This window comes from Paenibacillus sp. FSL R7-0302, assembly GCF_038006885.1.
In the GTDB taxonomy this organism is placed as follows: domain Bacteria; phylum Bacillota; class Bacilli; order Paenibacillales; family Paenibacillaceae; genus Paenibacillus_AQ.
Window position 1 is genome coordinate 3,911,991 of the sequence record NZ_JBBOWB010000001.1, and the last position, 23,950, is coordinate 3,935,940.

Annotated in this window: 20 protein-coding genes and 3 pseudogenes; 11 read left to right on the top strand and 12 right to left on the bottom strand. The window is 45.0% G+C overall.

Annotated elements, in window-relative coordinates; all coding sequences use genetic code 11:
• Nucleotides 1-3: 3 nt before the first annotated feature.
• Both MKY96_RS17005 and MKY96_RS17010 read left to right on the top strand, forming a co-directional pair.
• Nucleotides 4-147, top strand: a complete 144-nt coding sequence (locus tag MKY96_RS17005; RefSeq protein WP_340941836.1) for a hypothetical protein — start codon at nucleotides 4-6, stop codon at nucleotides 145-147.
• A gap of 52 nt (nucleotides 148-199) precedes the next feature.
• A pseudogene (locus tag MKY96_RS17010) lies at nucleotides 200-727 on the top strand (aldo/keto reductase).
• 356 nt (nucleotides 728-1,083) lie between these two features.
• Here MKY96_RS17010 and MKY96_RS17015 read toward each other — a convergent pair.
• Both MKY96_RS17015 and MKY96_RS17020 read right to left on the bottom strand, forming a co-directional pair.
• A complete protein-coding gene (locus tag MKY96_RS17015) occupies nucleotides 1,084-1,890 on the bottom strand; it encodes a hypothetical protein (protein ID WP_340941837.1) in 807 nt (268 codons plus the stop codon).
• A gap of 107 nt (nucleotides 1,891-1,997) precedes the next feature.
• Nucleotides 1,998-3,497, bottom strand: a complete 1,500-nt coding sequence (locus tag MKY96_RS17020; RefSeq protein ID WP_340941838.1) for a hypothetical protein — start codon at nucleotides 3,495-3,497, stop codon at nucleotides 1,998-2,000.
• A gap of 404 nt (nucleotides 3,498-3,901) precedes the next feature.
• Between MKY96_RS17020 and rarD the strand changes: the two genes are divergently transcribed.
• On the top strand, nucleotides 3,902-4,804 hold the full coding sequence (gene rarD / locus MKY96_RS17025; RefSeq protein ID WP_340941839.1) for an EamA family transporter RarD: 903 nt from the start codon (nucleotides 3,902-3,904) through the stop codon (nucleotides 4,802-4,804).
• Between the two features lie 127 nt (nucleotides 4,805-4,931).
• Here the strand turns inward: rarD and MKY96_RS17030 are convergent, their stop codons facing one another.
• Nucleotides 4,932-5,531: a TetR/AcrR family transcriptional regulator gene (locus MKY96_RS17030; RefSeq protein ID WP_340941840.1), complete on the bottom strand. Its 600-nt coding sequence runs from the start codon at nucleotides 5,529-5,531 to the stop codon at nucleotides 4,932-4,934.
• 189 nt (nucleotides 5,532-5,720) lie between these two features.
• Here MKY96_RS17030 and MKY96_RS17035 point away from each other — a divergent pair.
• Nucleotides 5,721-6,371, top strand: a pseudogene (locus tag MKY96_RS17035) (type I glyceraldehyde-3-phosphate dehydrogenase); the annotation flags it as partial.
• A gap of 111 nt (nucleotides 6,372-6,482) precedes the next feature.
• Here the strand turns inward: MKY96_RS17035 and MKY96_RS17040 are convergent.
• Nucleotides 6,483-7,310 carry a permease prefix domain 1-containing protein gene (locus MKY96_RS17040; protein ID WP_340941841.1) on the bottom strand — a complete coding sequence of 276 codons (828 nt, stop codon included), beginning with the start codon at nucleotides 7,308-7,310 and terminating at the stop codon, nucleotides 6,483-6,485.
• An 84-nt stretch (nucleotides 7,311-7,394) separates the two neighbouring features.
• Nucleotides 7,395-7,520: a PadR family transcriptional regulator gene (locus tag MKY96_RS17045; RefSeq protein WP_340941843.1), complete on the bottom strand. Its 126-nt coding sequence runs from the start codon at nucleotides 7,518-7,520 to the stop codon at nucleotides 7,395-7,397.
• 406 nt (nucleotides 7,521-7,926) lie between these two features.
• Between MKY96_RS17045 and MKY96_RS17050 the strand changes: the two genes are divergently transcribed.
• The 3 genes from MKY96_RS17050 to MKY96_RS17060 all read left to right on the top strand — a co-directional run bounded on the left by MKY96_RS17050 (nucleotide 7,927) and on the right by MKY96_RS17060 (nucleotide 11,330).
• On the top strand, nucleotides 7,927-8,328 hold the full coding sequence (locus tag MKY96_RS17050) for a hypothetical protein (RefSeq protein WP_340941844.1): 402 nt from the start codon (nucleotides 7,927-7,929) through the stop codon (nucleotides 8,326-8,328).
• 208 nt (nucleotides 8,329-8,536) lie between these two features.
• Nucleotides 8,537-9,373: a hypothetical protein gene (locus tag MKY96_RS17055; RefSeq protein WP_340941845.1), complete on the top strand. Its 837-nt coding sequence runs from the start codon at nucleotides 8,537-8,539 to the stop codon at nucleotides 9,371-9,373.
• Between the two features lie 1,321 nt (nucleotides 9,374-10,694).
• Complete coding sequence (locus MKY96_RS17060) at nucleotides 10,695-11,330, top strand: ABC transporter ATP-binding protein (RefSeq protein ID WP_340941847.1); 636 nt, start codon at nucleotides 10,695-10,697, stop codon at nucleotides 11,328-11,330.
• Nucleotides 11,331-11,820: 490 nt separating this feature from the next.
• On the opposite strand, the gene MKY96_RS17065 is transcribed toward MKY96_RS17060, so the two are convergent.
• The 5 genes from MKY96_RS17065 to MKY96_RS17080 form a co-directional block, all read right to left on the bottom strand.
• Nucleotides 11,821-12,084 carry a hypothetical protein gene (locus tag MKY96_RS17065; RefSeq protein WP_340941848.1) on the bottom strand — a complete coding sequence of 88 codons (264 nt, stop codon included), beginning with the start codon at nucleotides 12,082-12,084 and terminating at the stop codon, nucleotides 11,821-11,823.
• A 148-nt stretch (nucleotides 12,085-12,232) separates the two neighbouring features.
• Nucleotides 12,233-12,511, bottom strand: coding sequence for a transposase (locus MKY96_RS17070; RefSeq protein ID WP_445671445.1), 279 nt, complete (start codon nucleotides 12,509-12,511; stop codon nucleotides 12,233-12,235).
• The gene (locus tag MKY96_RS33950) at nucleotides 12,424-12,843 is read right to left on the bottom strand and encodes a transposase (RefSeq protein ID WP_445671446.1); all 420 of its coding nucleotides are present in this window, start codon (nucleotides 12,841-12,843) and stop codon (nucleotides 12,424-12,426) included. Before MKY96_RS33950 ends, MKY96_RS17070 begins: the two co-directional genes overlap by 88 nt.
• A gap of 50 nt (nucleotides 12,844-12,893) precedes the next feature.
• Nucleotides 12,894-13,172 carry a helix-turn-helix domain-containing protein gene (locus tag MKY96_RS17075; protein ID WP_340941851.1) on the bottom strand — a complete coding sequence of 93 codons (279 nt, stop codon included), beginning with the start codon at nucleotides 13,170-13,172 and terminating at the stop codon, nucleotides 12,894-12,896.
• The gene (locus MKY96_RS17080; protein ID WP_340944788.1) at nucleotides 13,120-13,353 is read right to left on the bottom strand and encodes a hypothetical protein; all 234 of its coding nucleotides are present in this window, start codon (nucleotides 13,351-13,353) and stop codon (nucleotides 13,120-13,122) included. Before MKY96_RS17080 ends, MKY96_RS17075 begins: the two co-directional genes overlap by 53 nt.
• Before the next feature lie 276 nt (nucleotides 13,354-13,629).
• Here MKY96_RS17080 and gap point away from each other — a divergent pair.
• Nucleotides 13,630-14,633 (top strand): annotated as a pseudogene (gene gap, locus MKY96_RS17085) (type I glyceraldehyde-3-phosphate dehydrogenase).
• A gap of 360 nt (nucleotides 14,634-14,993) precedes the next feature.
• On the opposite strand, the gene MKY96_RS17090 reads toward gap, so the two are convergent.
• On the bottom strand, nucleotides 14,994-18,518 hold the full coding sequence (locus tag MKY96_RS17090) for an LAGLIDADG family homing endonuclease (RefSeq protein WP_340941852.1): 3,525 nt from the start codon (nucleotides 18,516-18,518) through the stop codon (nucleotides 14,994-14,996).
• Nucleotides 18,519-18,940: 422 nt separating this feature from the next.
• Here MKY96_RS17090 and MKY96_RS17095 point away from each other — a divergent pair, with 422 nt between their 5' ends.
• From MKY96_RS17095 to MKY96_RS17105, 3 genes are all read left to right on the top strand, one after another.
• Nucleotides 18,941-20,686, top strand: a complete 1,746-nt coding sequence (locus MKY96_RS17095; RefSeq protein WP_340941854.1) for a DEAD/DEAH box helicase — start codon at nucleotides 18,941-18,943, stop codon at nucleotides 20,684-20,686.
• A complete protein-coding gene (locus MKY96_RS17100) occupies nucleotides 20,686-21,768 on the top strand; it encodes a YqhG family protein (protein WP_445671447.1) in 1,083 nt (360 codons plus the stop codon). Before MKY96_RS17095 ends, MKY96_RS17100 begins: the two co-directional genes overlap by 1 nt.
• A gap of 151 nt (nucleotides 21,769-21,919) precedes the next feature.
• Nucleotides 21,920-22,999 (top strand): hypothetical protein, encoded by a 1,080-nt coding sequence (locus MKY96_RS17105; RefSeq protein ID WP_340941855.1) that lies wholly within the window; start codon nucleotides 21,920-21,922, stop codon nucleotides 22,997-22,999.
• 638 nt (nucleotides 23,000-23,637) lie between these two features.
• Here the strand turns inward: MKY96_RS17105 and MKY96_RS17110 are convergent.
• Nucleotides 23,638-23,832, bottom strand: a complete 195-nt coding sequence (locus tag MKY96_RS17110; RefSeq protein ID WP_340941857.1) for a YqzE family protein — start codon at nucleotides 23,830-23,832, stop codon at nucleotides 23,638-23,640.
• Nucleotides 23,833-23,950: the final 118 nt, after the last annotated feature.

Below are 23,950 nucleotides of genomic sequence, written 5' to 3' on the forward strand. Positions count from 1 at the left end.
ACATTGAAAACTCGCATTCTCGGTCAACAAGGAATAGAATTCTCTGTTATGGGTTTGGGTACGATGGGGATGACCATGGCATACGGTCCTTCCAATGAAAAAGAAGGCATAGCGACGATACGCCGGGCCTATGAGCTTTGGAGTTAACTTCTTTGATACAGCAGAATTATACGGATATGGAACGGGTCACAATTAACAGTTGCTGGGTACAGCCGTGAGGGATTTTCGTGACAAGGTAGTCCTGGCTACCAAATTTGGCTTCGACATGACCGCCAAGCAACCCGGAACACGCTTTAATAGCCGTTCCGACAATATTCGTAAAGTAGCAGATCTTCAGACGGATTACATTGATGTTCTCTTTCAGCATATTCCTGATCCTGATGTTCCTGTCGAAGAGGTAGCCGGGGTCGTTTGAGATCTTATCCAAGAAGGGAAAGTGAAATATTTAGGGTTGAGTAATACGGGTCCCAGAACCATCCGCCGGGCTCACGCGGTTACCCCAGTGTCCGTGCTTCAGACGGAATACTCCATCTTCGAACGCGAGATCGAGGACGATATCCTGGCAACCCTGAATGAATTGGGTCTGGTACCGTACTCTCCATTAGGCAGAGGGTTCCTGAACGATGCGGTGAAACCCTCTCACGAGTACGCCGAAGGCGATATGCGCCGCTTCGATGAACGTTGGCAAGGAGAGAACTATATCTACAATCTACAAGCAACGGAGTAACTTAAAGAGCTTGCTTCTGCCAAAGGGATTTCGGTAGCACAATTGGCCCTACCTAGCTTCTTCACCAAGGAGGACATATCGTCCCGATCCCCGGTACACGCAGCGCTGCGCAGGTGGAGCAAAACATTGGCGCTGTGAATGTTCAGTTCAACCAAGCTGATCTTCAGCGTATTCGAGAGATCCTCCCGCACGGATCTGCCGGCAGTCGGTATCCGGCTGGGATGTTGGAGAATTTTACGAGGGATTGATGGTGAGTAAGAGCCCAAGCCTTTAGGAGGTTTGGGCTCATTTGATGCCTTCAAGTGTAATCAACTATAGCTTGCTAGAATTTGGAGCTTATCCAAACAATGAAGATGCTACTGATCACTATCATTGAGAGTATTCGTTACCCGTGAATAGATGTTAAAAGTTAATTTTCGGGGAATATCTTTATGAAGAAAGATTAATAAAATTAAAAATAAAGAAAAAAACTTTAAAAATAATAAGTACATAGCTTGATTGGGAAAACTATAAATACCGAAAAATGGATAAAAACCAGTAAATCTACTATAGACGTGCATACACGTTATGACGATTAAAAATGTGATAAAAAAAATACGAGGTCTTACATGGCGAAGCTTTCTTCCAAAAAACATTGAAACGTTTCTCTTAATTAAGTTGCTTTTTTTTGAACCAATGATTGTACCGCTTAATTGAAATTTAACAGCTTTTGTATGAATCACTTCTAGTACAAGTCCATCATTGACACCTAAATATTCAAATGTAATTTCATATATGTAGGGTTTTAATTTTATATTATTAGATGCATTGGTTCTTTTGAGCAAATGTACATATGGAACTGCGACTGCTGAATCAAAATTATCTTGCCAAACCAATCTAACAGGTGACAATGTGGGTACATCATTACTCAATATGGCAGTATTTCCGGAGTTCCAAACATAGAAGTAAGTCCTTCTCAATTTACTGACTGGGATACCTTTATAGAAACCATGTAAGGGTGCCCTGCTCATATCAGAAAAGTAGAGTGGGATAGTAACGGTCTGATAAGAAATAAGTTTTCTTGTTGAGAAATAGTAGCCTGTTGTAAGCCCAATAAAAGCGCCTATAACTATACCAACTACACCATAATTAAAAAAATTAACAATTTGAATTATTGTATTCATTTAATTCTCCTTATTAGTGTAGAACAAGAACAAATTTGTGTTATAAACTTCGCGAACAAAAAACGACTTCCCTATCGAGAGTAGAATTGGGCAATAATCTAATTCATTTACTCGGAGTTAGTAGATTTCAGTAGTATTTTGTCCTCTTGAGGTTTCCCATCTTCAACCCAGCTAATATTAATAGAACTGAAGCCTTTAAAACTGATATCACTTAATTTATCGATAATATAAAATTCTTCAGATGGATCTGGGTATTCTAGACCAATTAAGGACTGTTCATCTAATTCATAAGAAATTTCATCAATTGTATCCGAATTATTCTTCTTAATTACGCCAGTGTACCAAACTTCATCACTATTAAATGATACAATTATACGTACTTCCCAATTTGCTGAATTTCCAGTAAAAACTTGATTGGCAGTTGAGCTTGTGATTTGGATTGAAGCATCTTTACTTATTTCTAATAGAGTTCGAGAAGTTGTTGAGATGTATAAATTATCGTCATCTTTAGAAACCAATTTCCCTTTAATTACACTGTCTTTAACTAGAATGTTTTCACTTTTTAACAAGTCAAAAGTAGATAAGCTAAATCCCAGATAATTCCCTGTTGAAAACACAACGAATGAGGTTAAGGGAAATACAATTACAATCATTAAAGATACTACAAGAGAAATATAGGCCATAAATTCTTTTAAGGTGAAGTCCATTACTTTTTTGGAAGAAATGTCACTGTCCGCACTTATCTCTGCCTTAGGTTTAGAACAATTTTTAGAGATATAAATAAATAAAACAGAAAATATAACAGCTAGCCCGATATAGATAAGTACAATCCAAATCATATTTAATATCCTCAACAGAAAAAAGGAAACCGCAGCGGAAAGCACCCCCAGAATAATTTCTTTAGCATACATATATGATTTTTGGGCTAAGTAGTTTGAGCCCCAAATAATTGCAGCTACAAGCGCTGGAGATAACCAAACTAAAAGAAACTTCCCCAGAACAGGAATACTAAAAGAACTATTAGCTGAGAAAAATATAAACATAAAGCTCATGGAAGTAGCAAAAAGAAAATAAAGCATACTAAAAATAAAAAACACTTTTCCAACATGACGATATAAAAAGGCCGATGAAATCCAAAAAATGGAGATAGCTGTAAATATAAATCCAGCGATATAACATGTGGAACGACTTATGGGAACGTCCTTAATAAGTACATCTAACAAAGAATGATCTGCTGCGCCAAAAAAATATCCATACAATATAAGGTAACCCATGTAATGAAAAACAGGTATGGCACCTAAAAGCCCTAAAAAGGCTCTTAAAACATAAATAAACATACTTCCAGCTAGTTCTCGAGGCCATTGTCTAAAATCCATCGTTTTCTTTATGGAGTAGAACTTAAGGTGCTGCTTAATTTCCCTTTCACTCAAGCCTAAAAAAGTAGCAAGTTCCTTCACCTTATACTTTTTTTCCTCAAACTGTTGCTTCAAGAACTCTTCATAGGAAAGTCCAAATTCTTGAGAAAAATCCAAAAAAAATTCTTCACTAAATTTATTTTTATAAATCTCTAAAAACTTACTTTGATTAAACTGCAATTTCTTAATCACCCTCCAAAAAATTCATCACCTTTATTATTTAAAAATGCATCTTGCAGACAAGATTAACATTAATAAGATTTGAGGGATGTAATATAACTCTCTAATTCAACATTTATTTCAAAAACTAAAGAATTGAATATAGATCTTACGTTTAATTAATGACCCGTACCTCCCGTGACAGGAATTTTCATTGTGTTCGTTCTTTCTGTTCAGGATTTAGGATGGACCCGTCTTGCCTTTCACTGGTATCACATGCTGTTCAAGAATGAAATAGCGCCGGGCTCGGATATCCAAACCAGAGTACACAAAAGGAGATAAAAAGATGAAAAATACGAACGTAACGAATTGTGTTACAATGAATTGGCGTTACGGGGCACTGAACAGAAATCGGGGCGGGAAGAAGGAATTTAATTATGAATAATGGGTTAATCAACGCAATTATCGCTTATATCATGTGGGGAGTGCTCCCGCTTTACTGGAAGGTGTTTAATGATGTGCCTGCAGGCGAGATTTTATCACACCGGGTTGTCTGGTCATTTGTCTTCATGGCTCTTCTCGTCACCGTCCAGCGCCGCTGGGGTGATATGAAGCGGATTGTGACTAGCCGTTCGCTCCTGCTGTCGCTCACCACCAGCGGACTGTTGATCGCTGCGAATTGGCTCATTTTCATCTGGGCTGTCAACAACAACCATGTCGTTGAGACAAGCCTCGGCTATTATTTAAACCCGCTGCTGAACGTGTTACTAGCGATCGTCTTCCTTCATGAGAAGCCGAATCGGGGCCAGTGGCTCGCGATTGCCGTCGCTGGCGCGGCGGTGCTCCTCATCGCAATCGACTATGGACGATTTCCGTGGGTCGCCATCTCGCTGGCAGCGTCGTTTGGCTTATACGGCCTTGCGAAAAAAAAGATTGCTCTAGATGCTTCTGTAGGCTTGTTGTCGGAAACGGTTGTAGTTCTCCCCCTTGCGCTCGGCTACTGGGTCTATCTGGCCTCCGCGGGCAAGGCGACGGCCTGGACACTGCCTCCGTCCATGTTCATCGGACTACTCCTTTCGGGCGCAGTAACGGCACTGCCGCTGTTCTTCTTTGCACGGGCAGCCGCCCGCATGGCGTTCTCCACACTCGGATTCGTACAATACATCGGACCGACAATCATGCTGATACTGAGCATCTTTATGTTTAAAGAATCGGTTTCCTCTACCCTTCTCATCGGCTTTGCACTCATTTGGATAGCGCTTGTTATATACGCTGTGGCATCCGTTCGTGGCACCAAAGTCGTGAAGGTGAATGTTCAACATGATAAAAACTATGTATGACGAGTATCTGACGAGACCTTCAGATGTCAGTTAGCCAAAAAGACAAAAAGCCGCCTCCTTCGGTAAAGGGTTAATACCCCTGCAATCTCCCGAAACGAGGCGGCCTCATGAAAAAAAGCGCTGGGCTTTAACTATTGTTCAAACAACAATTCTGTAAATAGAATGCAAAGGATGCTGTATTCATATGCATATGCTTATTATCCCCGTCTAACTTGCTGAGTAAAATACCTCCTTCGAGCAAGGAAAAGGTAAATGATGCAAGTGCATCCGCATTCAAATCCTCCTTAAACTCCCCGCTATTTATCCCGCTCAGAATGATACTTTTTAGCGTATCCAAATGGTTATGCAGCCCTTGTCTTGCCCGGTCCCGAAGCTCCTCATGAGTATCATCACTTTCTACTGCTGTATTCTGCATAGGACATCCGCCAACAAATGGTGGATTACCCACAACATCTTCATATACGTGAAAAAAAGCAAGCAATTTTCCTGACGCAGACTGCTCCCGGCCGACCGCCTCAGCAAATTTGCTGTTAACTATACTGGCAGCGTAGCTGTAGGCTTCAAGTGCAATCTCATCTTTATTGGTAAAATGCCGATAGATGCCCCCCTTTTTAATCCCGGTGTCGGCAATAATATCGTTTAACGATGTACCAGCGTACCCTTTTTGATTAAAGATTGCTGACGATTTCATAATAATGTGCTCTCTTGTCCGATCTCCTTTTTTCATAGGTTCCTCCAGATGATCTTATTCTAAATTAACATTATATCAAAATTTAAGCCGAAACCTTGCCAAAGGTTTAAGTTCTGATATAATAAAAGGTACCAATCGGTATCTTTTATTATAAAACAAACCCATTCTTAAGGCAAACTTGTTTGGCTTTGGAATGAGTTTGAAACGAATCAGGAGGAGTATTCAATGAAAATAAAAGTAGGCATTAATGGTTTTGGGCGAATTGGTAGACTCGCTTTCCGTCGCATTCAGGAAATGGAGAATGTCGAGGTTGTAGCGATAAACGATTTAACTGACGCCAAAATGCTCGCGCATCTGCTCAAATATGATACTACACAAGGCACCTTCCAAGGCGATATCGAGGTTCATGAAGGAGCTATTTCTGTTAACGGCCAAGAAATTAAAGTGCTGGCCAACCGCAACCCTGAAGACATTACCTGGGGCGAGCTTGGCGTAGCTATCGTACTCGAATGTACCGGTTTCTTCACCACCAAAGAAAAGGCAGAGCTGCACCTGAAAGGCGGAGCCAATAAGGTCGTTATTTCCGCTCCGGCAACAGGCGACATGAAGACCATCGTATATAACGTAAACCATGATACACTGGACGGAACAGAAACCGTCATTTCCGCTGCTTCTTGCACAACGAATTGTCTCGCTCCCATGGCTAAAGCTTTGAACGATACATTTGGCATCCAGTCCGGGTTGATGACCACCGTTCACGCCTATACAGGCAACCAGAATACCCTTGATGCGCCAGATTCAAAAGGAAATTTCCGCGCAGCTCGGGCGGCAGCAGAGGACATCGTTCCTTACTCCACTGGTGCTGCTAAAGCCATAGTCCCCTCTCCATTCCAATGAAGAATCATGATATTGTTAACTATACCATTTTTACCATATATGGCGAACTATCATCTCATTTTCTCCGTCCAAAAAATGAAATGCCTAAAATCAGACTTTCATTTCATGTATGCGCTTTTTATTAGTCAAATAGAAGGCGGCAAATCCGATGATGTTAAAGAACAAAAACGACAACATCCATAAGACACTTACTTTTTTTGTAGTGTGAAATGCATAGGCAATTGCCCATATCGTGAATAGAGCCCAATAAAGAGCGATACCGAAAAAAAGAATCAAAAAAGATACTACATAGTAACCAAATGCTGATGTATACACAAACCAGTTTCCCATGCCGTTACCACCGCGATTATACCCTGCCCATAACCACTTAGGTTTACTAACATCTTCAAAGTATGAATAAATCGGCTTAGAATTTTCCAGTTTCTTATATAATTCATCTTCCTCAAAACCTTGAATATTATAAATATCTATTTGATGAATTCTTTTATTACTTTGTACAATAAATTCTAGTTCATTTTTTACTTCTTCTGAAATTGATTCTTGGCCATTTAGAATATCTATTATTTTTTCGTTAATGCGATGTGGAAAATCATTACTGTTTAATTCCTCTCTTTGATAGAGGAATTGAAATGAGAGTAAAGCAACTATAAGTGCCGTTATTGCTGCAAACAATAATCCTTTTTCAAATAGCCTTTTTTTGTGATGATGTTGGTTAGTTTCAAAGCGTATTTCTTGCTCTCCACCAAAACGTTCGATTGAAAGTTTAATTGCCTCTTGGTCTGATTTCCCGTCTTTCTTCAGTTCATAAACTGCTTCCAGAAGGTGGCTTCGCATTTCAGCTTTTAATTCATCTATTTCTTTTTTGTTTCCACTAGCGTTTTGATAAACTGAGTCGACAAATACTTCGATTTGCTTCATTTTCTAATCTCCTCCCTCCAAAAAATGTATCAATTATACTTTTGATAAATCGCCATTAAAGGCACTTTTCTGTATAAATCTCTTTTACAAGGGCGTAATGTTATAATATTTCCTTCTTCTACCTGGTACTTGCTCATCGCTCCAGTATGAATAAATCAACTCGTTCTTTTCAAGCCACTTTAGGCAAAAGTAAAGAGTGCCTTCTTTCAATACGAACTATTCTCTATTTTTACTTCCATTTCCTCATTTCTATGTTACCATGAATGTTATGATTTGTAATTTATTTATAATGCAAAGTATTCCATACTGCAAGGTAGTGCTGTCTAAACCACGAGCTTTTGATTAGTTAATCCTTGTAGCTTCATTATGTGACGCAAGTCAAAGCTTTGTTTCCACTATCTACTATATGAAATGAATTTCATTCATACTACGTAATTCTTTTCACTTAAAAACGTTTTTAGTCCCGTTAAAGCAACAGCGCATTATACTCCGAATTAATTGTACAACTTGGTACAGGGATACATTTATTATAATCATTGCAATATATTTACTGGGAGTGTATGATGGGATTAGGGCGCCCAATTATATCCAAAAAAAACAAATGGAGGAATCATTCATGAGAAATAAAGGGAAATTAACAATTGCTGGTATGGCATTGTCGTTATTGTTTGCAACTACAGCTTTTGCCGCTACCGCTACGTTCTCCGGTACTCTTCCTTCCAATCAAGGAGATACTGAAATTAGTACTGTGTCCAGAGCTAATGAATGGAATGTAGTACAGTATTTCAGTATTAAAATTACAAGTTTAGGTTCTGGGTACTCCTCTGTTAGAGCATGGACAGAGAATAGCACCGGGATTAACCTTTCTAGTCCTTATACTGAAGTCACACTGAATAATCAGGCAACGGTTTCATATGATTCGTATCCTGCGAAGGGACTTAATGTAACTCTCAATCTTGATAATCCGGTATATACCAGTTCCTCTGTATCTGTAGGTGGAAATTGGAGTCCTAACTAAAGTTTTAATTTAAAGGAACATCCATTTTGCGTTTTACATGGGGGACTTAATGTTCTCTATGTAAAACGCACCATGAGGTAACAATTGTTATACTTTTTTTGTGAGGAATTGCATTATAGTACCTTCTTTTTGATGTAATTAAGGTATTGCCGCTTACTCCATCTCAAATATGTTAACAATGATTCAAATAGTACTAGGAGGCTTGTAAGTGAGCTATTTAAAAATTGATATTAAGAGATTGATTACAAGTAAAATGGTATTAGTCGTAGTATTGATTCTCCTGTCTATTGCAATAGTTGATCCATTAACTGTTTTTAGATACTTTTCTAAACATGTAAATTTAGCAGAAAGTATTGGGCAGAATCCCTTTCAATTTTGGATGTTAATGAATTCTGTAAGTTGGGGGAACAATTTATACAATATTATGTTTTGGATATTTGCTGGTTTATTAACAGGTCTAATTTATTATGATGATAAAAATTCCTCTATGTATTTGTATTCAATTATTAGAAAAACTAAGATTAAGTATCTTATCTCAAAGATTTTATCAGTAGGTTTGTTATCTTTTGTTTTATTACTTCTTGTTCTAGAAATAAACGTATTTGTTACGTATGTAATATTTAATGATGGATCAGTTACAACAGACTCATACAACAGATTGGCTCCACATGTGGGGCATTTTGCTTATAAGGCATATTTATCCTCTCCATTTAAAATGGTTCAAATATATACTTTTTTAAATGCTATTGCGATTTCTATCTTTGTTGTATTTTCGCTTTGTATTAATATGCTATTTAATTTTTCGAATAGGTATGTTGCGCTATTGATTCCTATCATAAGTCTGTATGGTTTTAACTTTATCTTTGATTCTTATCCAGTTCTTTTTAAATATAATATTCGAATGATACTTCAACCAAGAGCTGCAAGTGCCATTACTACCATCATTACTTGGAATGATGTGTTTATAGTTTTCGGAAGTTGGATATTATTGAATATAATTCTTATATTCATAGTATTTTTTAAAGCGAGAGATTGTTATGAATAAATTGATGCATAGAATTTTATTCAACTGGATATTTGCCTTGTATATTGCAGTTAATGCAATACTCTTCATTACAAAATTGTCGGGAGGGTATAATTGGCTCAATCAATGGTTTTTTGACAAATTTTTTGTTTTTCAGTTTATCTCAGTAGTTATTTTAGGGCTGGTCATTGAAAGTAAATACTTTTATATTTTATCTTATGTAAGAATAAGTAGCAGAAGAAAAATACTTCGAAGAGAATTATTAGGTTATTACAAACAAGGAATTATATGCTTAAATATTATGTGCATATTCATTTTATTAGGAGTGTTCCTACTTAATGAACGGGGATATTTAGTTCTTTTGATAGAATACTATGTGAGATATTTGTTAGGAATTTTAGTTTTTATAAATGTCATGTCATGTTTAAAATGGTCAAATAATCTTATTTTAAATAAGTACTATAATATAGTTACATATTTATGGCTGGTGCTTGAACTAATACTGCTCAAACCCTATATTCAGAAGTTTTATTCATTTGACATTAATTTTTTGTTCTCCTGGATCTTTCATGATGGAACGATAAGCTACTTAGTTTTGTTTTCTTGGTTTTTGATCACTTTAATTATAAATATAACATTGTGTGATAAGAGGGACTTTATATGATAGCAATTTATAAAAATATAAAACCTTCCTTTTTTTTTATTATAATGTGCGTTCTTATTAGTTATGGTTACCTTAAGATCATTGGAAATGATGATCTTACTATCATGTATCAAACTATTTTTGGAGGAAAACCTTTAAATGGAATAATGTTAAAAGGACTATTTATAATGACTTTCTTCTTATTGCAGTATATTCATATTGACTATGTCGTTTTTTTTATAGACAATTCAGACCATCTATCTATTCGATATGGTAGTAGAAATGCCTGGATAAAAGCTTTATTAAGAGGAACGTTTATTATCACATTGTTCTTTGTATTATTATTTTATTCTTTATGGTTAATTCTAGACTTAGTATTTAATAATTCTAATTTTTCTGAAGTACTTACTATTACTACTATTGGAGTCATAGGGAGAGTCTACTTGTTTAGCATTATAACAATTTTGTTGCAGATTAGTTTATTATTAAAGATGACGAAAACAAACACCTATATGATAATGGGAAGTGTTTCAGTATTTCTCACTATGATCAGCCAATACAATAGTATATTATTAAATTTTTTACCTCAGTTCGAGAATTCTTTGAATACATTTCTCAACGTTTCTGTAAACGTACTTTTTGCCTTATTATTAATTTCTAATATCAAAAGAATAAGTCGTAAGAGGGAGCTGTTATCTTATGAAAATTGAGGTTGTCAATTTTTCTAAGTCTATCGGCAAAGTTAATGTTCTTGATAAAATAAATATTTCTTTGGAAAGTGGACACATTTATGGAATTATCGGCAAAAATGGAAGCGGTAAAACCATGTTTTTGAGAATGATTGCTGGCTTAATACTGCCAACTGAAGGTGAAGTTAGAGTAGATAAGAAGGTTTTAGGCAAAGGGTCTTCATTTCCTGATAATTTAGGAATACTATTAGAAAAGCCTAGCTTTCTATCAAATCTAACTGGATTCGAGAACTTGCAAATGTTATCTAAAATTAGGGGTGTCACAAGCAAAGAAGAAATTCAAATATTTATGGATTTGTTCGATTTAAATTGGGAATCAAACCAAAAGTTTAAAGAGTATTCATTAGGGATGAAGCAAAAATTGGGGATTATTCAAGCGATAATGGAAAATCAACAAATAATTATTTTGGATGAACCATTTAATGCATTAGATGAAAGTTCGGTTGAAATACTGCGACAAACTTTAAAAAAAATGAAAACAGATAATAAGTTAATTGTAATGACATCCCATAATAAAGAGGATATACAGATATTATGTGACTACACCTTTACTATTTCAAATGGAATGATAAGTGTTGCGGATTAGTACAAATAATGTTCTTTCAATATAATAGTACCTTGGTAAAAGAGCTTTTTACATTAAAAGGCCCCCCTTTGTAAGCCAGTAATTAAAACATCTTGCATGTTTAAGCAGCCAGTCGCCAAAAATCAAATGGTGACTGGTTATTTAGTTTAATTGGAATCCGAATTAAGTTATATTTAGATGATGTAGTCTCTAATAGTCTGTTCAACACTTTCAGAGTCATTATACATATAAGATCTTCCAAGTAGTGCGTTTTGGACTTTTGTGCAGAATGTAATGATTCAATGCAGGCATTATCAACGGGCGTTCATTTACTGGACATGCTCATGGTAGTGTCTTTTCCTTTGACCACGGTCTGGCATGCCTGAGTTCACGTTGCCCTGATCGCTATGGAGCAGCATGTTTTCCTTTTTGGAAGCTGGGCCTTGTATTTAAAACTAAGGATGTCACCTGTCTGGTCACTATACTGTAATAGTCTACCTCTCTGTACAGATCAAAAAAATTTGAATTTACGTAGACATAATAAGCCGTCAACCCTAAGTAATGGCTTGCCGCCGGGATTGGGACGTTGCTGATAGTGAAGTGTCGATTCCAGCCCATATGTACAATAGTCTTTAATTGTATGATAGACGGTAACATCGCTAACGCTGACACGCTGGGCAATTTCAATCCGTACTGGAATCTGCCCCTGACTCTGCATCAGCCAATAACAAAATGAGGCAGCTGTTGCGATTCCCTTTGGAAGTCTTCTTGTCATGAATAAATCGATTAATCTGCTCCCGTTCTTTTGGACTCAATTCTATCTTATATTTTTTGTACATTGGTTTAACCCTCCCGTATACTTCTATATCAAGAGGGTAAGTCTAAAATGCTAAGCTGGTCAAGGTACTAGTACCTTGACCAGCTTAAATTACAGGATACAAGTGTTTTAATTTGCCTCTTGCCTGCTCCGTGGTAAATTGCCAGTCAACGGTCTTCTGCCTTTGGTTACGCTCGGTTTCCCAAGAGGACACCTCGACTTGTAATTCTTCTATAGAGGCGATTCGGCGGTTCAGACATTGAATAGTCATTGCACTGAGCTCAATCTCCGCCATGTTCAACCAACTTCCATGCTTAGGGGTGTAATGAATCTCGAGCCGCTTCGCCAAGGCCCATGCCTGTTCTGGTGCAAAAGTTTCATACAAGTATGGGTATTCAAGTTGTCCATGACCAGCCGTATCCGTTTTGCCTCTGGATAGTGGACCTCCAGCAGTTCCTGGATTTGCAGAGCCCAGTCCGATTTCGTGCGTCTTTCCGACGCTTGCACGTGACGCCACCCGGCGTGCGGTTCTGTGAATAGAAACAGGCTGCAGCTTCCTTTGCGAACATATTCATAATCTTCCCGAAGCACCTGGCCAGCCTTCATGGGTTCTGGAGGTCGAGAGTGATCGAGCCGTTGAATCGGCTGTTCATCCATACAAATGAGCGGAATTTCAGGATCGTAGGGCAGAGCGTAGGTCTCCAGGACATCTTCCATCCGAGCGACAAATTCACTGCTCGCTTTGGCGGGAATGCACCATTGCTTTTTTAGGTGAGGCTTAAGTTTTTTTTTAAAAAAGTCGTCCGAATGGTTTCTCGTCCAACCGATTCCAAAATATTCAGTTCGATTACTCGGCGAGTCAACAAACGAATCGTCCAGCGAGCATACCCCTTTGGAGGTTCGGAACAGGCTAACGCAATGATTCGCGCTTCCACCTCACCCGTGATAGGGGAAGCGCGTGGCGGCTCAGCGCGGCGGCGATATTGAAGAGTCTCATCCAACCCACGTGTACAATAGTCTCTTACCCATATAAAAGACCGTGACATGACTCACTCCGCATCGACTGGCAATTTCAGTTTGTTTCGGAATCGCACCTTGGTTTTCATCCGAGAGTAACAGCACGAGACAGCGACGGCGAATACCGGGGGAAGTTGAATCTGCATGAAGAACCTGTTCAATTCTTTCGCGTTCTTTCGGTTCAAGTCGAATCTCATATTTTTTGTACATCTGCTAGCCCTCCCATATTTTTCTTATAGAGAGAGCATAAAACTACAATTAAAATCGGTCAAGGTACTAGGTATTACCCGATTTGGTGACGCGAAAATTATGTTAGTTTATTAATTACGTCCTATCTAGGCCGAAACCTTGCCAAAGTTTTAACTTCTGATATAATAAAAAGATACCATTAGGTATCTTTTTATTATAAAACAAACCCATTCCCAAGGCAAACCCGTTTGGCTTCGGGATGGGTTTGAAACGAAATAGGAGGGCTATTCAACGAGAATAAAAGTAGGCATTAATGGTTTTGGGCGAATTGGCAGACTCGCTTTCCGTCGCATTCAGGAAATGGAGAATATCGAGGTTGTAGCCATAAACGATTTAACTGACGCAAAAATGCTAGCGCATCTGCTCAAATATGATACTACACAAGGCACTTTCCAAGGCGATATTGAGGTTCATGATGGAGCTCTTACTGTTAACGGTCAAGAAATTAAAGTGCTGGCCAACCACAACCCTGAAGACATCCCTTGGGGCGAGCTTGGCGTAGCTATCGTACTCGAATGTACTGGTTTCTTCACCACCAAAGAAAAGGCAGAGCTTCATCTGAAAGGCGGAGCACAGAAGGTGTTATTTCCGCTCCGGCAACAGGCGACATGAAGACCATCGTATATAACGTGAACCATGAAATACTGGACGGAACCGAAACCGTCATTTCCGCTGCTTCTTGCACAACGAACTGTCTCGCTCCTATGGCTAAAGCTTTGAATGATACATTTGGCATTCAGTCCGGGTTGATGACCACCGTACACGCCTATACCGGTAATCAGAATACCCTGGATGCGCCAGATGCAAAAGGAAACTTCCGCGCAGCACGGGCTGCAGCAGAGAACATCGTTCCTTACTCCACCGGTGCTGCAAAAGCCATCGGCCTCGTTCTTCCTGAATTGAAGGGGAAACTTGATGGTGCATCTCAGCGAGTCCCTGTAGCAACAGGCTCCGTAACAGAACTCGTAGCTGTTTTGAACACGAAGGTTACGGTTGAAGAAGTTAATGCCGCTATGAGACAAGCATCAGATCCAGAAACATACGGCTATACAGAGGATGAGATCGTATCTTCCGATGTTAGAGGAATGACATTAGGTTCTCTTTTTGATGCAACTCAAACCAAAGTTCTAACCGTCGGCGACCAGCAACTGGTGAAGACTGTAGCCTGGTACGATAATGAAATGTCTTATACCGCACAACTGGTTAGAACATTAGAATACTTCGCCCAAATCGCCAAGTAACATCATTGCAATTCTGTATTGAGATTCAAATGGAGTTGCATTATGTATAGCCCAAACCTTAGAGGTTTGGGCTATACATATTGGGCTTGGGCGAAAATTTCCGATGCCTAATTATTCATCATTCAATTAATTATGGAATTTCACAACTGATGTGATTTTTCATTTAGGATGAGAAAAAATCTTTCAAAACCCTATATAATCAAAATTTATATTTCATTTATTGTGAGAAAAATTCAAGAACGTCAAGGCCCAAACGAAATAGATTCCGAAATATTTATCATCAAGGCATTAATTCCATCTCATAGACAATTTTCATTTAAAATAAAAACTATATATACATTATTTAATTATTAAAACCACTCACCCGCACCGGCTATACCCGCAATTCCCGCAGGTCTTACACCCCTCAATATTAATCAGCGAGGCACTTCCGCAGGAAGGGCAGAGGTCGCGTGAAGCGACAGCATGGTTGTGTCCACCATGACCGCCATGGCCATCATCGGCAGCTTCTGCAGGAACGGTGGATTTCAATTCAGCGCTCAGCGCCTCGTTAAAGTCCAGCTCCAGAGTAGCCGCGATAGGTGCAGGGATATGGTCATCATGGGCGTTGTTCAGCACATGGGTCTCCAGGGCTTTGGCTACGGCGTCGGCGATAGACTCAACGCGGTTCGCACCAAAGCCGATGGCGCCGGAGCCGCCGATGCCCTTGAGATGCTTGATCAGCAGGCCGACCTTCTCGCCGTGGTCACCGTAGCGCAGGAACAGCGAGCAGACGCGGCCGAGGGCTTCGGCCATGGCAAAGACGTCAGAGCCGGCCTTGCCGACATTCAGGAAGATCTCAGCAGGTATGCCGTCTAGATCGTTAATCGTGATATACGCCATACCGAACGGCGTGTTGATCTTATAGGTCGCGCCGCGCAGCACCTGCGGGCGCTTCTTGTATTGCTTATCTACTCCGCTGGCTGCTGCCTGCGGGCCGGGAGCTACTGCTACAGTTGCCGGAGCTGCTGATGCAGTTTCTTTCTCCTCGGTTTCCTTAACTTCAACTTCTGCCGCAGCATCCTTCTTATCTTCCTTCTTCTTGGTCTCCAGTACCTGCACATCACGGCTGCCGTCACGGTAGATCGTTACGCCTTTGCAGCCCAGATCGAAGGCCATTTCGTACAGCTCGGCGGTCTCTTCCACTGTGAAGTCGGACGGGCAGTTCGCTGTCTTCGAGATCGAGCTGTCCACCCAGCGCTGGATCGCGGCCTGCGCCCGGATATGATCCTTAGCGGACAAATCCATTGATGTGACGAAGTAGTCCGGCAGTTCCTCTCCCGGATGGGCTTCCAGCCAATCCTGGGCAATCGGCACGAATTGCTCGTCATAGCCGAGACGGCTCTGGCGGAAATATTTGAAGGCAAAATACGGCTCGATGCCAGTAGATGTACCAACCATGGTTCCGGTGCTGCCGGTAGGCGCCTGGGTAATGACAGTCACGTTGCGCATTCCGTGCTTGCGGATGGATTCGCCGACCTCAGGGTAGACCTCGGTAATATTCCGCATGAAGCCGCTCTGCAAATATTTATCCGTGTCGAAGGCCTGGAACGCCCCCTTCTCGCCTGCAATCTCCGCAGAAGCCAGATAGGCCTCGCGGGCCATGAAGCCGTAGAGCTTGTCCAGGAACTCCAGCGATTCCGGGCTGCCGTAGCGGATATTCAGCTTGATCATCAGCTCAGCCAGTCCCATAGTGCCGAGGCCTACGCGGCGTTCGAGCTTCTGGTTGGCTTCATTTTCCGGGAAATGATACGGTGTCTTGTCGATAACATTGTCCAGGAAACGCACAGAATACCGGGTTGTTCTCGCCAGATCTGCCCAGTCCACATCATGCTTCTCTTCATCGTAGAACTTGGAGAGATTGACGGCGGACAGGTTGCACACGCCCCAGCCGGGCAGGCCCTGTTCTCCACAGTTATGGGCAACAACACCACCAGCGATCAGTGAGTGCGTTACAGGCTCGGTAATATCGTATACCGTCACAACCTCGCCTGCTTTGACACTAACGACCTTGGAGATAAACTTTTCATTTTTGCGGGAAGGTCTGGCAATGAGCTCCAGCGCCTCTTGTTTTCTGGAGATCAGCTTAAAACCGATCTTATTCTTGAATTCAAGAATGTTGTTGCCGCTTAAGATCAGCTCATAGAATCCGCTGTGTTCGTCGTTATAGATGGAGCTGTTAATTCCGAAATTAAGCAGCAGCAACTGAACGCCTTGAAGAAGTTTCTTTGAAGCTGAGGTCAAGCGGACAGTAGGATGCATCTCATCTCGGTCATATACTGTTCCGTCTGCGGAGAATAATCCTTGCAGGAATGCTACAACAGTCTGGCGTGAAGCGGTATACACCGCAGCCGGAACCTCTTTGTCGGCGGCTCTAACTGCCTTGACTTCGAGTTCCTCAAGTTGTTCAATGACCCAATCCTCACCAAGTTCATCCTCAGCCGCGAACCCGCCCTCACCAGACTGCAAATATACACTATCTTCAGCACTCAGAGTCTGAGCCTCTTTCCAGCCGGAGTCAGTAAATAAGCGGTGTTCAGGCGTTACGGACAGCTCCACCCCATTTTGCAGCGAGATCTTCAAGGTTTCTCTGGTCCCGGTTGGGAACACTGTAGCCCGTCTCATCTGTAGACCTGGGACTTCATAGCTTCTTCCGCCAACCACTTTGGCCTGCTCCACGAGTCTCAAATCGGTTCCCACCAGGAAGGATTCCGTTCCGACCTTCTTATATAACTCTTCAATGGTTAAGAGACCGTATTCGGTTGCAATCCGGGTGTCCGGGTGGAAGCACGGATTCGTACAAATAATCGGATTGAAATACCAGCTATTCGACATCTGATTATAATACTCCATGAAAACAACGCCCGGCTCTGCGGACTTCCAGGCCGATTCGATAATCGTATGCCAGATATCGCGTGCTCTGACGGTACGGTAAGGAATGACGCGGCGGTGATCTGCCTTCCATTTATCGAGATCGCCGTCCCAGAGGGTGTCGTAATCCGGGTCGGTGGTATCCGGGAAAACCAGCTCCCAGTCCAGATCCTCCTTGACCGCCTTCATGAAGCTATTACTTACGCATACCGACAGGTTGGCATTGGTAACCTGACCCATGGTCTGCTTCACGGTAATGAAGTCCAGCACATCCGGGTGCCAGTCGTTGATCATCAGCATCAGCGCGCCTCGGCGGCTGCCGCCTTGTTCAATTAGTCCCGTGGTATAGCTGAACAGGCCGCCCCAGGACACGGAGCCGCTGGAGGAACCGTTCACCCCTCTGACGATAGCACGGCGCGGGCGCAGCGAAGACAGATTGATCCCAACCCCGCCGCCGCGGGCCATAATCTCGGTCATCTCGGAGAGTGTCTCCATGATGCCGCCCCGGCTGTCTTTTGGCGATGGAATAACATAGCAGTTGAACAGTGTAAGCTCCTCGCTCGCTCCGGCACCCGCCGCAATCCGGCCGCCCGGCACCAGCTTCCAGTCATCCAGAATCGAGCGGAATTTGCCTGTCCACTCCTCCTGAAGCTCAGGAGTCTTCTCTACAGAGGCCATCGCTCCCGCGAGACGGTCCCACATCTCCTCCGGCGTCTTCTCGATGTTCAGCGTCAGCTTCTCCACATCCGACTGCACCAGTTCGCCGCTGCGGGTTTTTACCGTTACCATACGGCCTGTACGCTCTACAATCTCGCCAACCTCCTTGGTCGGGAACTTCGGATCGTCCTTGGTCAGCACAAGCACCACATCGCCAACCTTGGCATTATTGCTGTCTGCGTCCTTCCAGGCATACCGGTCCAGGAATATTTTCTCGCTCAGACCCTCTAGACGCTTGTTGTGTTCCACTGTACTCAATAGCAAAACCTCCCGGGGATTAATGGTCATGCTTCCGGCGGCTGGGCAGCCGCAGCCTGCTTGTCCTGCGGAAGCTCCTCTTGTCAATAACAAACAGCCGAAAAAATCCGCATACCAGCTAAATTTCATGCTTTTGTAACAATATATGGTGTGCGTTAACTTTTAAACTATACCACATGTTGTGGATAGCGGTCTTTTTTGAAAAAGCAGCCCCAGGCAGGAATAACGGAAAATTAGGAAAAGAAAGGCTCATTTCCTCCCTCTTTCTCGCTTTTTTGCAGACACCGGAACTGAAAGCTTTCAAGGCGGATTACAGCGTTCCTCTGTGAATTCCATACTCCTCTGGTTATGAAATCTCTCTGAAACGAGCATACTACTGCTACGCATTTCGATATGAAAACTGCGACGGAGGAGGCTGCAACATGACGCAATTATTCCGCAATTCCTTGCCCCAAGAGAAGGTAACTTCTGCGCCGCTGCTGCCTGTTCCTCTATCTTTTGAGCGCAACTGGCTGCATGATCTGGAATCTAGACTGGATAAAGGGGGGCCGTGGGGCGACTGGCGCTTATCCCGCCTTGCCGTGCAGGGAGAGCAGTCGGGCCTGGTTACCAGCTTCGATGAGCTGCAGTGTATGAAGCATCTGTCCGGGCTGTCTCCGCTTCCCCATCAGCTGGATACGGCGCACAAGGTGCTGTTCGAGATGTCTGGACGGGCGATTCTGGCCGATGAAGTCGGACTTGGCAAGACCATCGAAGCCGGGCTGGTGCTGAAGGAGTATCTGGTGCGCGGGCTGGTGAGCAAGGTTCTGATTCTGGTGCCGGCCTCGCTTGTCCTGCAATGGGTGCGGGAGCTGAATACCAAGTTCGGAATCTCTGCCGTAGCGCAAAAGAAAGCCTATTCCTGGGGCAATGACATTGTCGTCGCCTCGATGGATACGGCCAAGCGTGACCCGCATAAGGAAATGCTGCTGAGCCAGGAATACGACATGCTGATTATTGACGAAGCCCATAAGCTGAAGAACAAGAAATCGACCAATTACCTCTTCGTACAGCAGCTCCGCAAAAAGTACTGCCTGCTGCTCACCGCCACCCCCGTGCAGAATGATCTCGGCGAGCTGTTCAATCTGATCACCCTGCTGAAGCCGGGCCAGCTGGGGAATCAGGGCGATTTTGCTACCAATTTCGTGGTGGATAAGCGCCAGCCCAAGAACGAGGTCCAGCTTCGGGGCGAGCTGTCCAAGGTCATGATCCGCAACCGCCGGGGCGAAGGCCCGGTGAATTTCACCAAGCGCAAGGTGCGCAATATCCCCCTCACTCTCTCCGCAGAGGAGAAGGCGCTGTATGACGGCGTGACCGCTTTTGTCAAAGAACAGTATCAGGAGGCGGGCGGCAATCTCAGCAGTATGCTCTCCCTAGTCACGCTTCAACGTGAGGTGTGCAGCAGCCGGGATGCGGTGTTCGTAACGCTGGTGAATCTGATCAAGAAGCTGCCGGCCGATTCGCCGAAGCGCGAGCGGATGATGGGGCTGCTCCAGACGATCCGTACGGTCAAGACGAATACCAAGGCGGAGAAGACGATGGAGTTAATCCGTGAAATGAACGAGAAGGTCATCGTCTTCACAGAGTACCGCGCCACGCAGGAGTATCTGCTCCAGTATTTCCGTGAGCATGGACTGCAATGTGTGACTTACTCCGGCGGGATGAACCGCGGCAAAAAGGACTGGATGATGGACCTCTTCCGCGGACGCGCCCAGGTGATGATTGCCACCGAAGCCGGCGGCGAAGGCATCAACCTGCAGTTCTGCCACCATATGATCAATTTCGATCTGCCCTGGAATCCTATGCGGGTCGAGCAGCGGATCGGCCGGGTCCACCGGCTCGGTCAGGAGAATGATGTGGTCATCTATAACCTCTCCACCGAAGGGACCATTGAAGAGCATATCCTCCACCTGCTGCATGAGAAAATCAACATGTTCGAGATGGTCATCGGCGGGCTGGATGTCATTCTGGAGCGCTTCGAGCAGAAGGGCTCGCTTGAGAAAAGCCTGTACAAAATCGTTCTCGAAGCGGGCAGCGACGAGGAGCTGCGCACCGGGCTGGATACGATCGGCGATTCGCTCAGCGAGCTGACTCACGCCAAGCTGGATGATAGCGGGGTGCCTAACTGATGCTGACCCCTATTGAGGTGCGCAAGCAGGTCATGGATTATCTCGAAGCGACCGAATGCACCATTCTTGAATCCTCTCCGCTGCATGTGACGGTGAAGCTCTCCCCGCGCGCGGACCGGATGCTGACGGACCGCCCTTATTATTGGGGCTTCGTGGAGCGCACCGGTGTAGATCCCGAGACCCTCTCCTTCAGCTTCGTCTTCGACCCGCAGAAGTACGATGAACTGGCCGCGCAGGCCGCTGCACCTGCGGCCCGCCCGCGCGGCGGGGCCAGCCGCCCGGCAGGGGCGGGAGCGCCGCCGGGTCTGCCCGGGGAGGCGGATGCCGAAGCAGGGGCGGAGCTTGGCGCGGCGACGGGCGGAGCGCAGACTGAAGTGCCGGGCGCAGTGCTGCCGCCCGGGGTCTCGGCTGCGCCGGAGGACAGCATCCTTGCGCGGTACTTCGGCATCGTTCCGGCACTGCCGCGCCTTGGGCCGGGGATGATCCGCCGCGAGGATGTGACCTACGGCAGCAAGCGCCTGCGGCAGATCTGGTCGGCGGCGCGTGACGAAGGCCGGTGCCTCCAGCTGTTCGAGGACCCTGGCCTCAGGCAGCGGACCACGCTGTTCTCGGCCGCCTACGAGCCATGGCTGGCGGTCTGCTACAAGGTCGAGATGACCTGTGACCTGAAGCGGGAGGAGCTGCATTTCATCGCGGTGTCGTTAACCTCCGGGCTGATTGTCCCGGACTTCGAGGCCCGGCTGGCCGGCAAGGAGCTGACGCCCCGGCTGCCGGAGAACATTCATGTCCAGCCGTTCGAGCTGGGGATTACGGACGGGGCCGACCGGCTGGAGGGATATCTGACCTCGAAGCTGGCGCTGCTGGATTACACCTGGGCGGAAGAAGCGCGTGAGCGGCTGGAGCTGGAGCTTAGCATCGTGGATATCTATTACGAGGAGCTGCTAAAGGAGCAGGATGAGGAGAAGCGCCTGGCTATCCAGGAGCAGTACAACCGCCGCCGCCAGGAGACCTCATGGCAATACGAGCCGCAGATTGCAGTTTCTGCCGTTACGTACGGATTGTTTCATCTGCGCAGCACATAGAATGCGACCTTGTCCGCTAAAAGCAGGCAAAAAAACAGCGAAACTCCCGCCGCCTGCCGCGACAGCAAGCAACAGCCTTTTCAGGGCTTGTCCCCTACAATGAACAGTAAGAAGCGTAAATTCCCTCTAAACAGGAAAGGTGACTGAACCTATGAATATCACTGCGAGGCAGAAGGGCTTCCGGCGGCGTGGCCGCCTGCTCCTATGTCTGATTCTTGGACTGACTCTGTTGGCTGCCAGCGCCTCCTCTCCCCAGGCGCTAGCGTCACAAGCCACCCGGCTGAGCGTGACGCAGGCCGTTACGCAGGAGGTGCTTCTTCCGGGACTTGAGATGAAGCCGATTCCAGCGCCGGAAACACTGCAGGCCTTCACCCGCCAGACGATTAGCCAGCTCTCGGCGGATGCTCCTTTTAAGGAATGGAAGGATGCCGTAACGGAGGTCTACCCTCTTGGTCCGGGAACGCGGAGCTGGCTGGTCAATGTGATGCACAGCGGTCAGCGGATCGGCTATCTCATTATCTCCGCTGCGGATCAGGGCGGCTATCTACTTAGCGAATACGGAGCCGGAACCGATGGTCTCCCTTACAGTATGACTGAACTGCGCCAGTATCTGGTGCAGCAAGGACTGATACCCTCTAATTCTTCAGGAGCCATCGGGGTTACGGCGCTCTATGCTCCAATGCTGCCCGTCTGGAAAATCACTACGGAGAACAGAACGTTGTATCTGAATGCTACCGTTCTGGAGACGCTGCCCTGGAGTCAGAGTCAGGCTGAGCCTATTCTGAATGCTGCACCGGAAGCCTCAGCTATGCTGTCCTCCGGCCCAGGCCAGGTGCGCACTCCCCAGCCCGCTCTGCGGAGCGGCGGAGAGGATGACCCGTATGCCGATCTGCTGTGGCTGACCGCACCCGGGCTGAAAACGTTGAACGGAGCAAGCCTGAGCGCTCTGCTTCAGGAGCGGGGCAGTCTCGCCTTCCAGTCCCCGGGGCACAACGACACGCTGGGCGCGCCATTCATGATTACAGGCAGCCAGAGCTGGCTGAAGCCAGGCGCTTCCCGGGACGAAGGCAGCACTGAAGCCGCCGTAGTCTATGCCGCCGCCGGTCCCGGTGGCATCCGTTATCTCCCGCTTAGCGCCCTTCAGAAGGCAGGCAGCTTCCACAAGCTGCCGGTGCCGCTGCCCGGGGAAGCCACGCTGGGCTCGGCTGTTCTGCCCGGTTCAAACCGGTAGACTGGCACTGGCAGAATTCCCGCTCCATACTGAAACAGCCTTCCCGGGTGCCGCCTGCACGGCGCCTCTCTGGAAGGCTGTTTGTTTCTGCATCTGAATTTCTCTCAACGCCTGTTTTTCCAGATTCAGGTGCATTTATACACCTGAATTCTACTCAACGGCCGTTTTTTCCAGATTCAGGTGTATTTTTACACCTGAATTCCTCTCAACGCCCGCTTTCTCGGGATTCAGGTGCATTTATACACCTGAATTCCACTCAACGGCCGTTTTTTCCAGATTCAGGTGTATTTTTACACCTGAATTCCTCTCAACGGCCGCTTTCTCCAGATTCAGGTGCATTTATACACCTGAATTCCTCTCAACGCCTGCTTTCTCCAGATTCAGGTGCATTTATACACCTGAATTCCTCTCAACGCCCGCTTTCTCCAGATTCAGGTGCATTTATACACCTGAATTCCTCTCAACGCCTGCTTTCTCCAGATTCAGGTGCATTTATACACCTGAATTCTACTCAACGCCTGTTTTTCCAGATTCAGGTGCATTTATACACCTGAATTCCTCTCAACGCCCTGTTTCTCCAGATTCAGGTGCATTTATACACCTGAATTCCTCTCAACGCCCGCTCACTGCCTAAATCGCTACTCCTTACCGTCCCCGCCCCGGCTCCATTTGCTGCGCCAGACGGACCAGGCGAGCGGCAGCGTGCCGAACCACTTTTCCGCCCACGGCTGCTTCTCTGCCTTCCGCCGGGCATGGACAGCGCGCGGGTTCTCAATGTAGACGACTACCTTCTCCGTAATATACTTCACCAGATCATCTCCGCCGGATGCCATCTCATACACCTCCCAGGTGAGTGCTTGGCGGGTTCCCGCCGCTTGACCTTATGTCTATAGTGTGCTCCAATCCTCTGATCTCTAAACCGGAATCCGAAGCTTCGTATAGGTTGGGCTG

What these genes read in the sequence shown, in the direction of transcription:
- MKY96_RS17015 (WP_340941837.1), bottom strand. Translation starts at nt 1,890, where the DNA reads ATGAATACAATAATTCAAATTGTTAATTTTTTTAATTATGGTGTAGTT.
- rarD (WP_340941839.1), top strand. Translation starts at nt 3,902, where the DNA reads ATGAATAATGGGTTAATCAACGCAATTATCGCTTATATCATGTGGGGA.
- MKY96_RS17030 (WP_340941840.1), bottom strand. Translation starts at nt 5,531, where the DNA reads ATGAAAAAAGGAGATCGGACAAGAGAGCACATTATTATGAAATCGTCA.
- MKY96_RS17040 (WP_340941841.1), bottom strand. Translation starts at nt 7,310, where the DNA reads ATGAAGCAAATCGAAGTATTTGTCGACTCAGTTTATCAAAACGCTAGT.
- MKY96_RS17050 (WP_340941844.1), top strand. Translation starts at nt 7,927, where the DNA reads ATGAGAAATAAAGGGAAATTAACAATTGCTGGTATGGCATTGTCGTTA.
- MKY96_RS17060 (WP_340941847.1), top strand. Translation starts at nt 10,695, where the DNA reads ATGAAAATTGAGGTTGTCAATTTTTCTAAGTCTATCGGCAAAGTTAAT.
- MKY96_RS17065 (WP_340941848.1), bottom strand. Translation starts at nt 12,084, where the DNA reads ATGACAAGAAGACTTCCAAAGGGAATCGCAACAGCTGCCTCATTTTGT.
- MKY96_RS33950 (WP_445671446.1), bottom strand. Translation starts at nt 12,843, where the DNA reads ATGGAAGATGTCCTGGAGACCTACGCTCTGCCCTACGATCCTGAAATT.
- MKY96_RS17075 (WP_340941851.1), bottom strand. Translation starts at nt 13,172, where the DNA reads ATGTCACGGTCTTTTATATGGGTAAGAGACTATTGTACACGTGGGTTG.
- MKY96_RS17080 (WP_340944788.1), bottom strand. Translation starts at nt 13,353, where the DNA reads ATGTACAAAAAATATGAGATTCGACTTGAACCGAAAGAACGCGAAAGA.
- MKY96_RS17095 (WP_340941854.1), top strand. Translation starts at nt 18,941, where the DNA reads ATGACGCAATTATTCCGCAATTCCTTGCCCCAAGAGAAGGTAACTTCT.
- MKY96_RS17100 (WP_445671447.1), top strand. Translation starts at nt 20,686, where the DNA reads ATGCTGACCCCTATTGAGGTGCGCAAGCAGGTCATGGATTATCTCGAA.
- MKY96_RS17105 (WP_340941855.1), top strand. Translation starts at nt 21,920, where the DNA reads ATGAATATCACTGCGAGGCAGAAGGGCTTCCGGCGGCGTGGCCGCCTG.
- MKY96_RS17110 (WP_340941857.1), bottom strand. Translation starts at nt 23,832, where the DNA reads ATGGCATCCGGCGGAGATGATCTGGTGAAGTATATTACGGAGAAGGTA.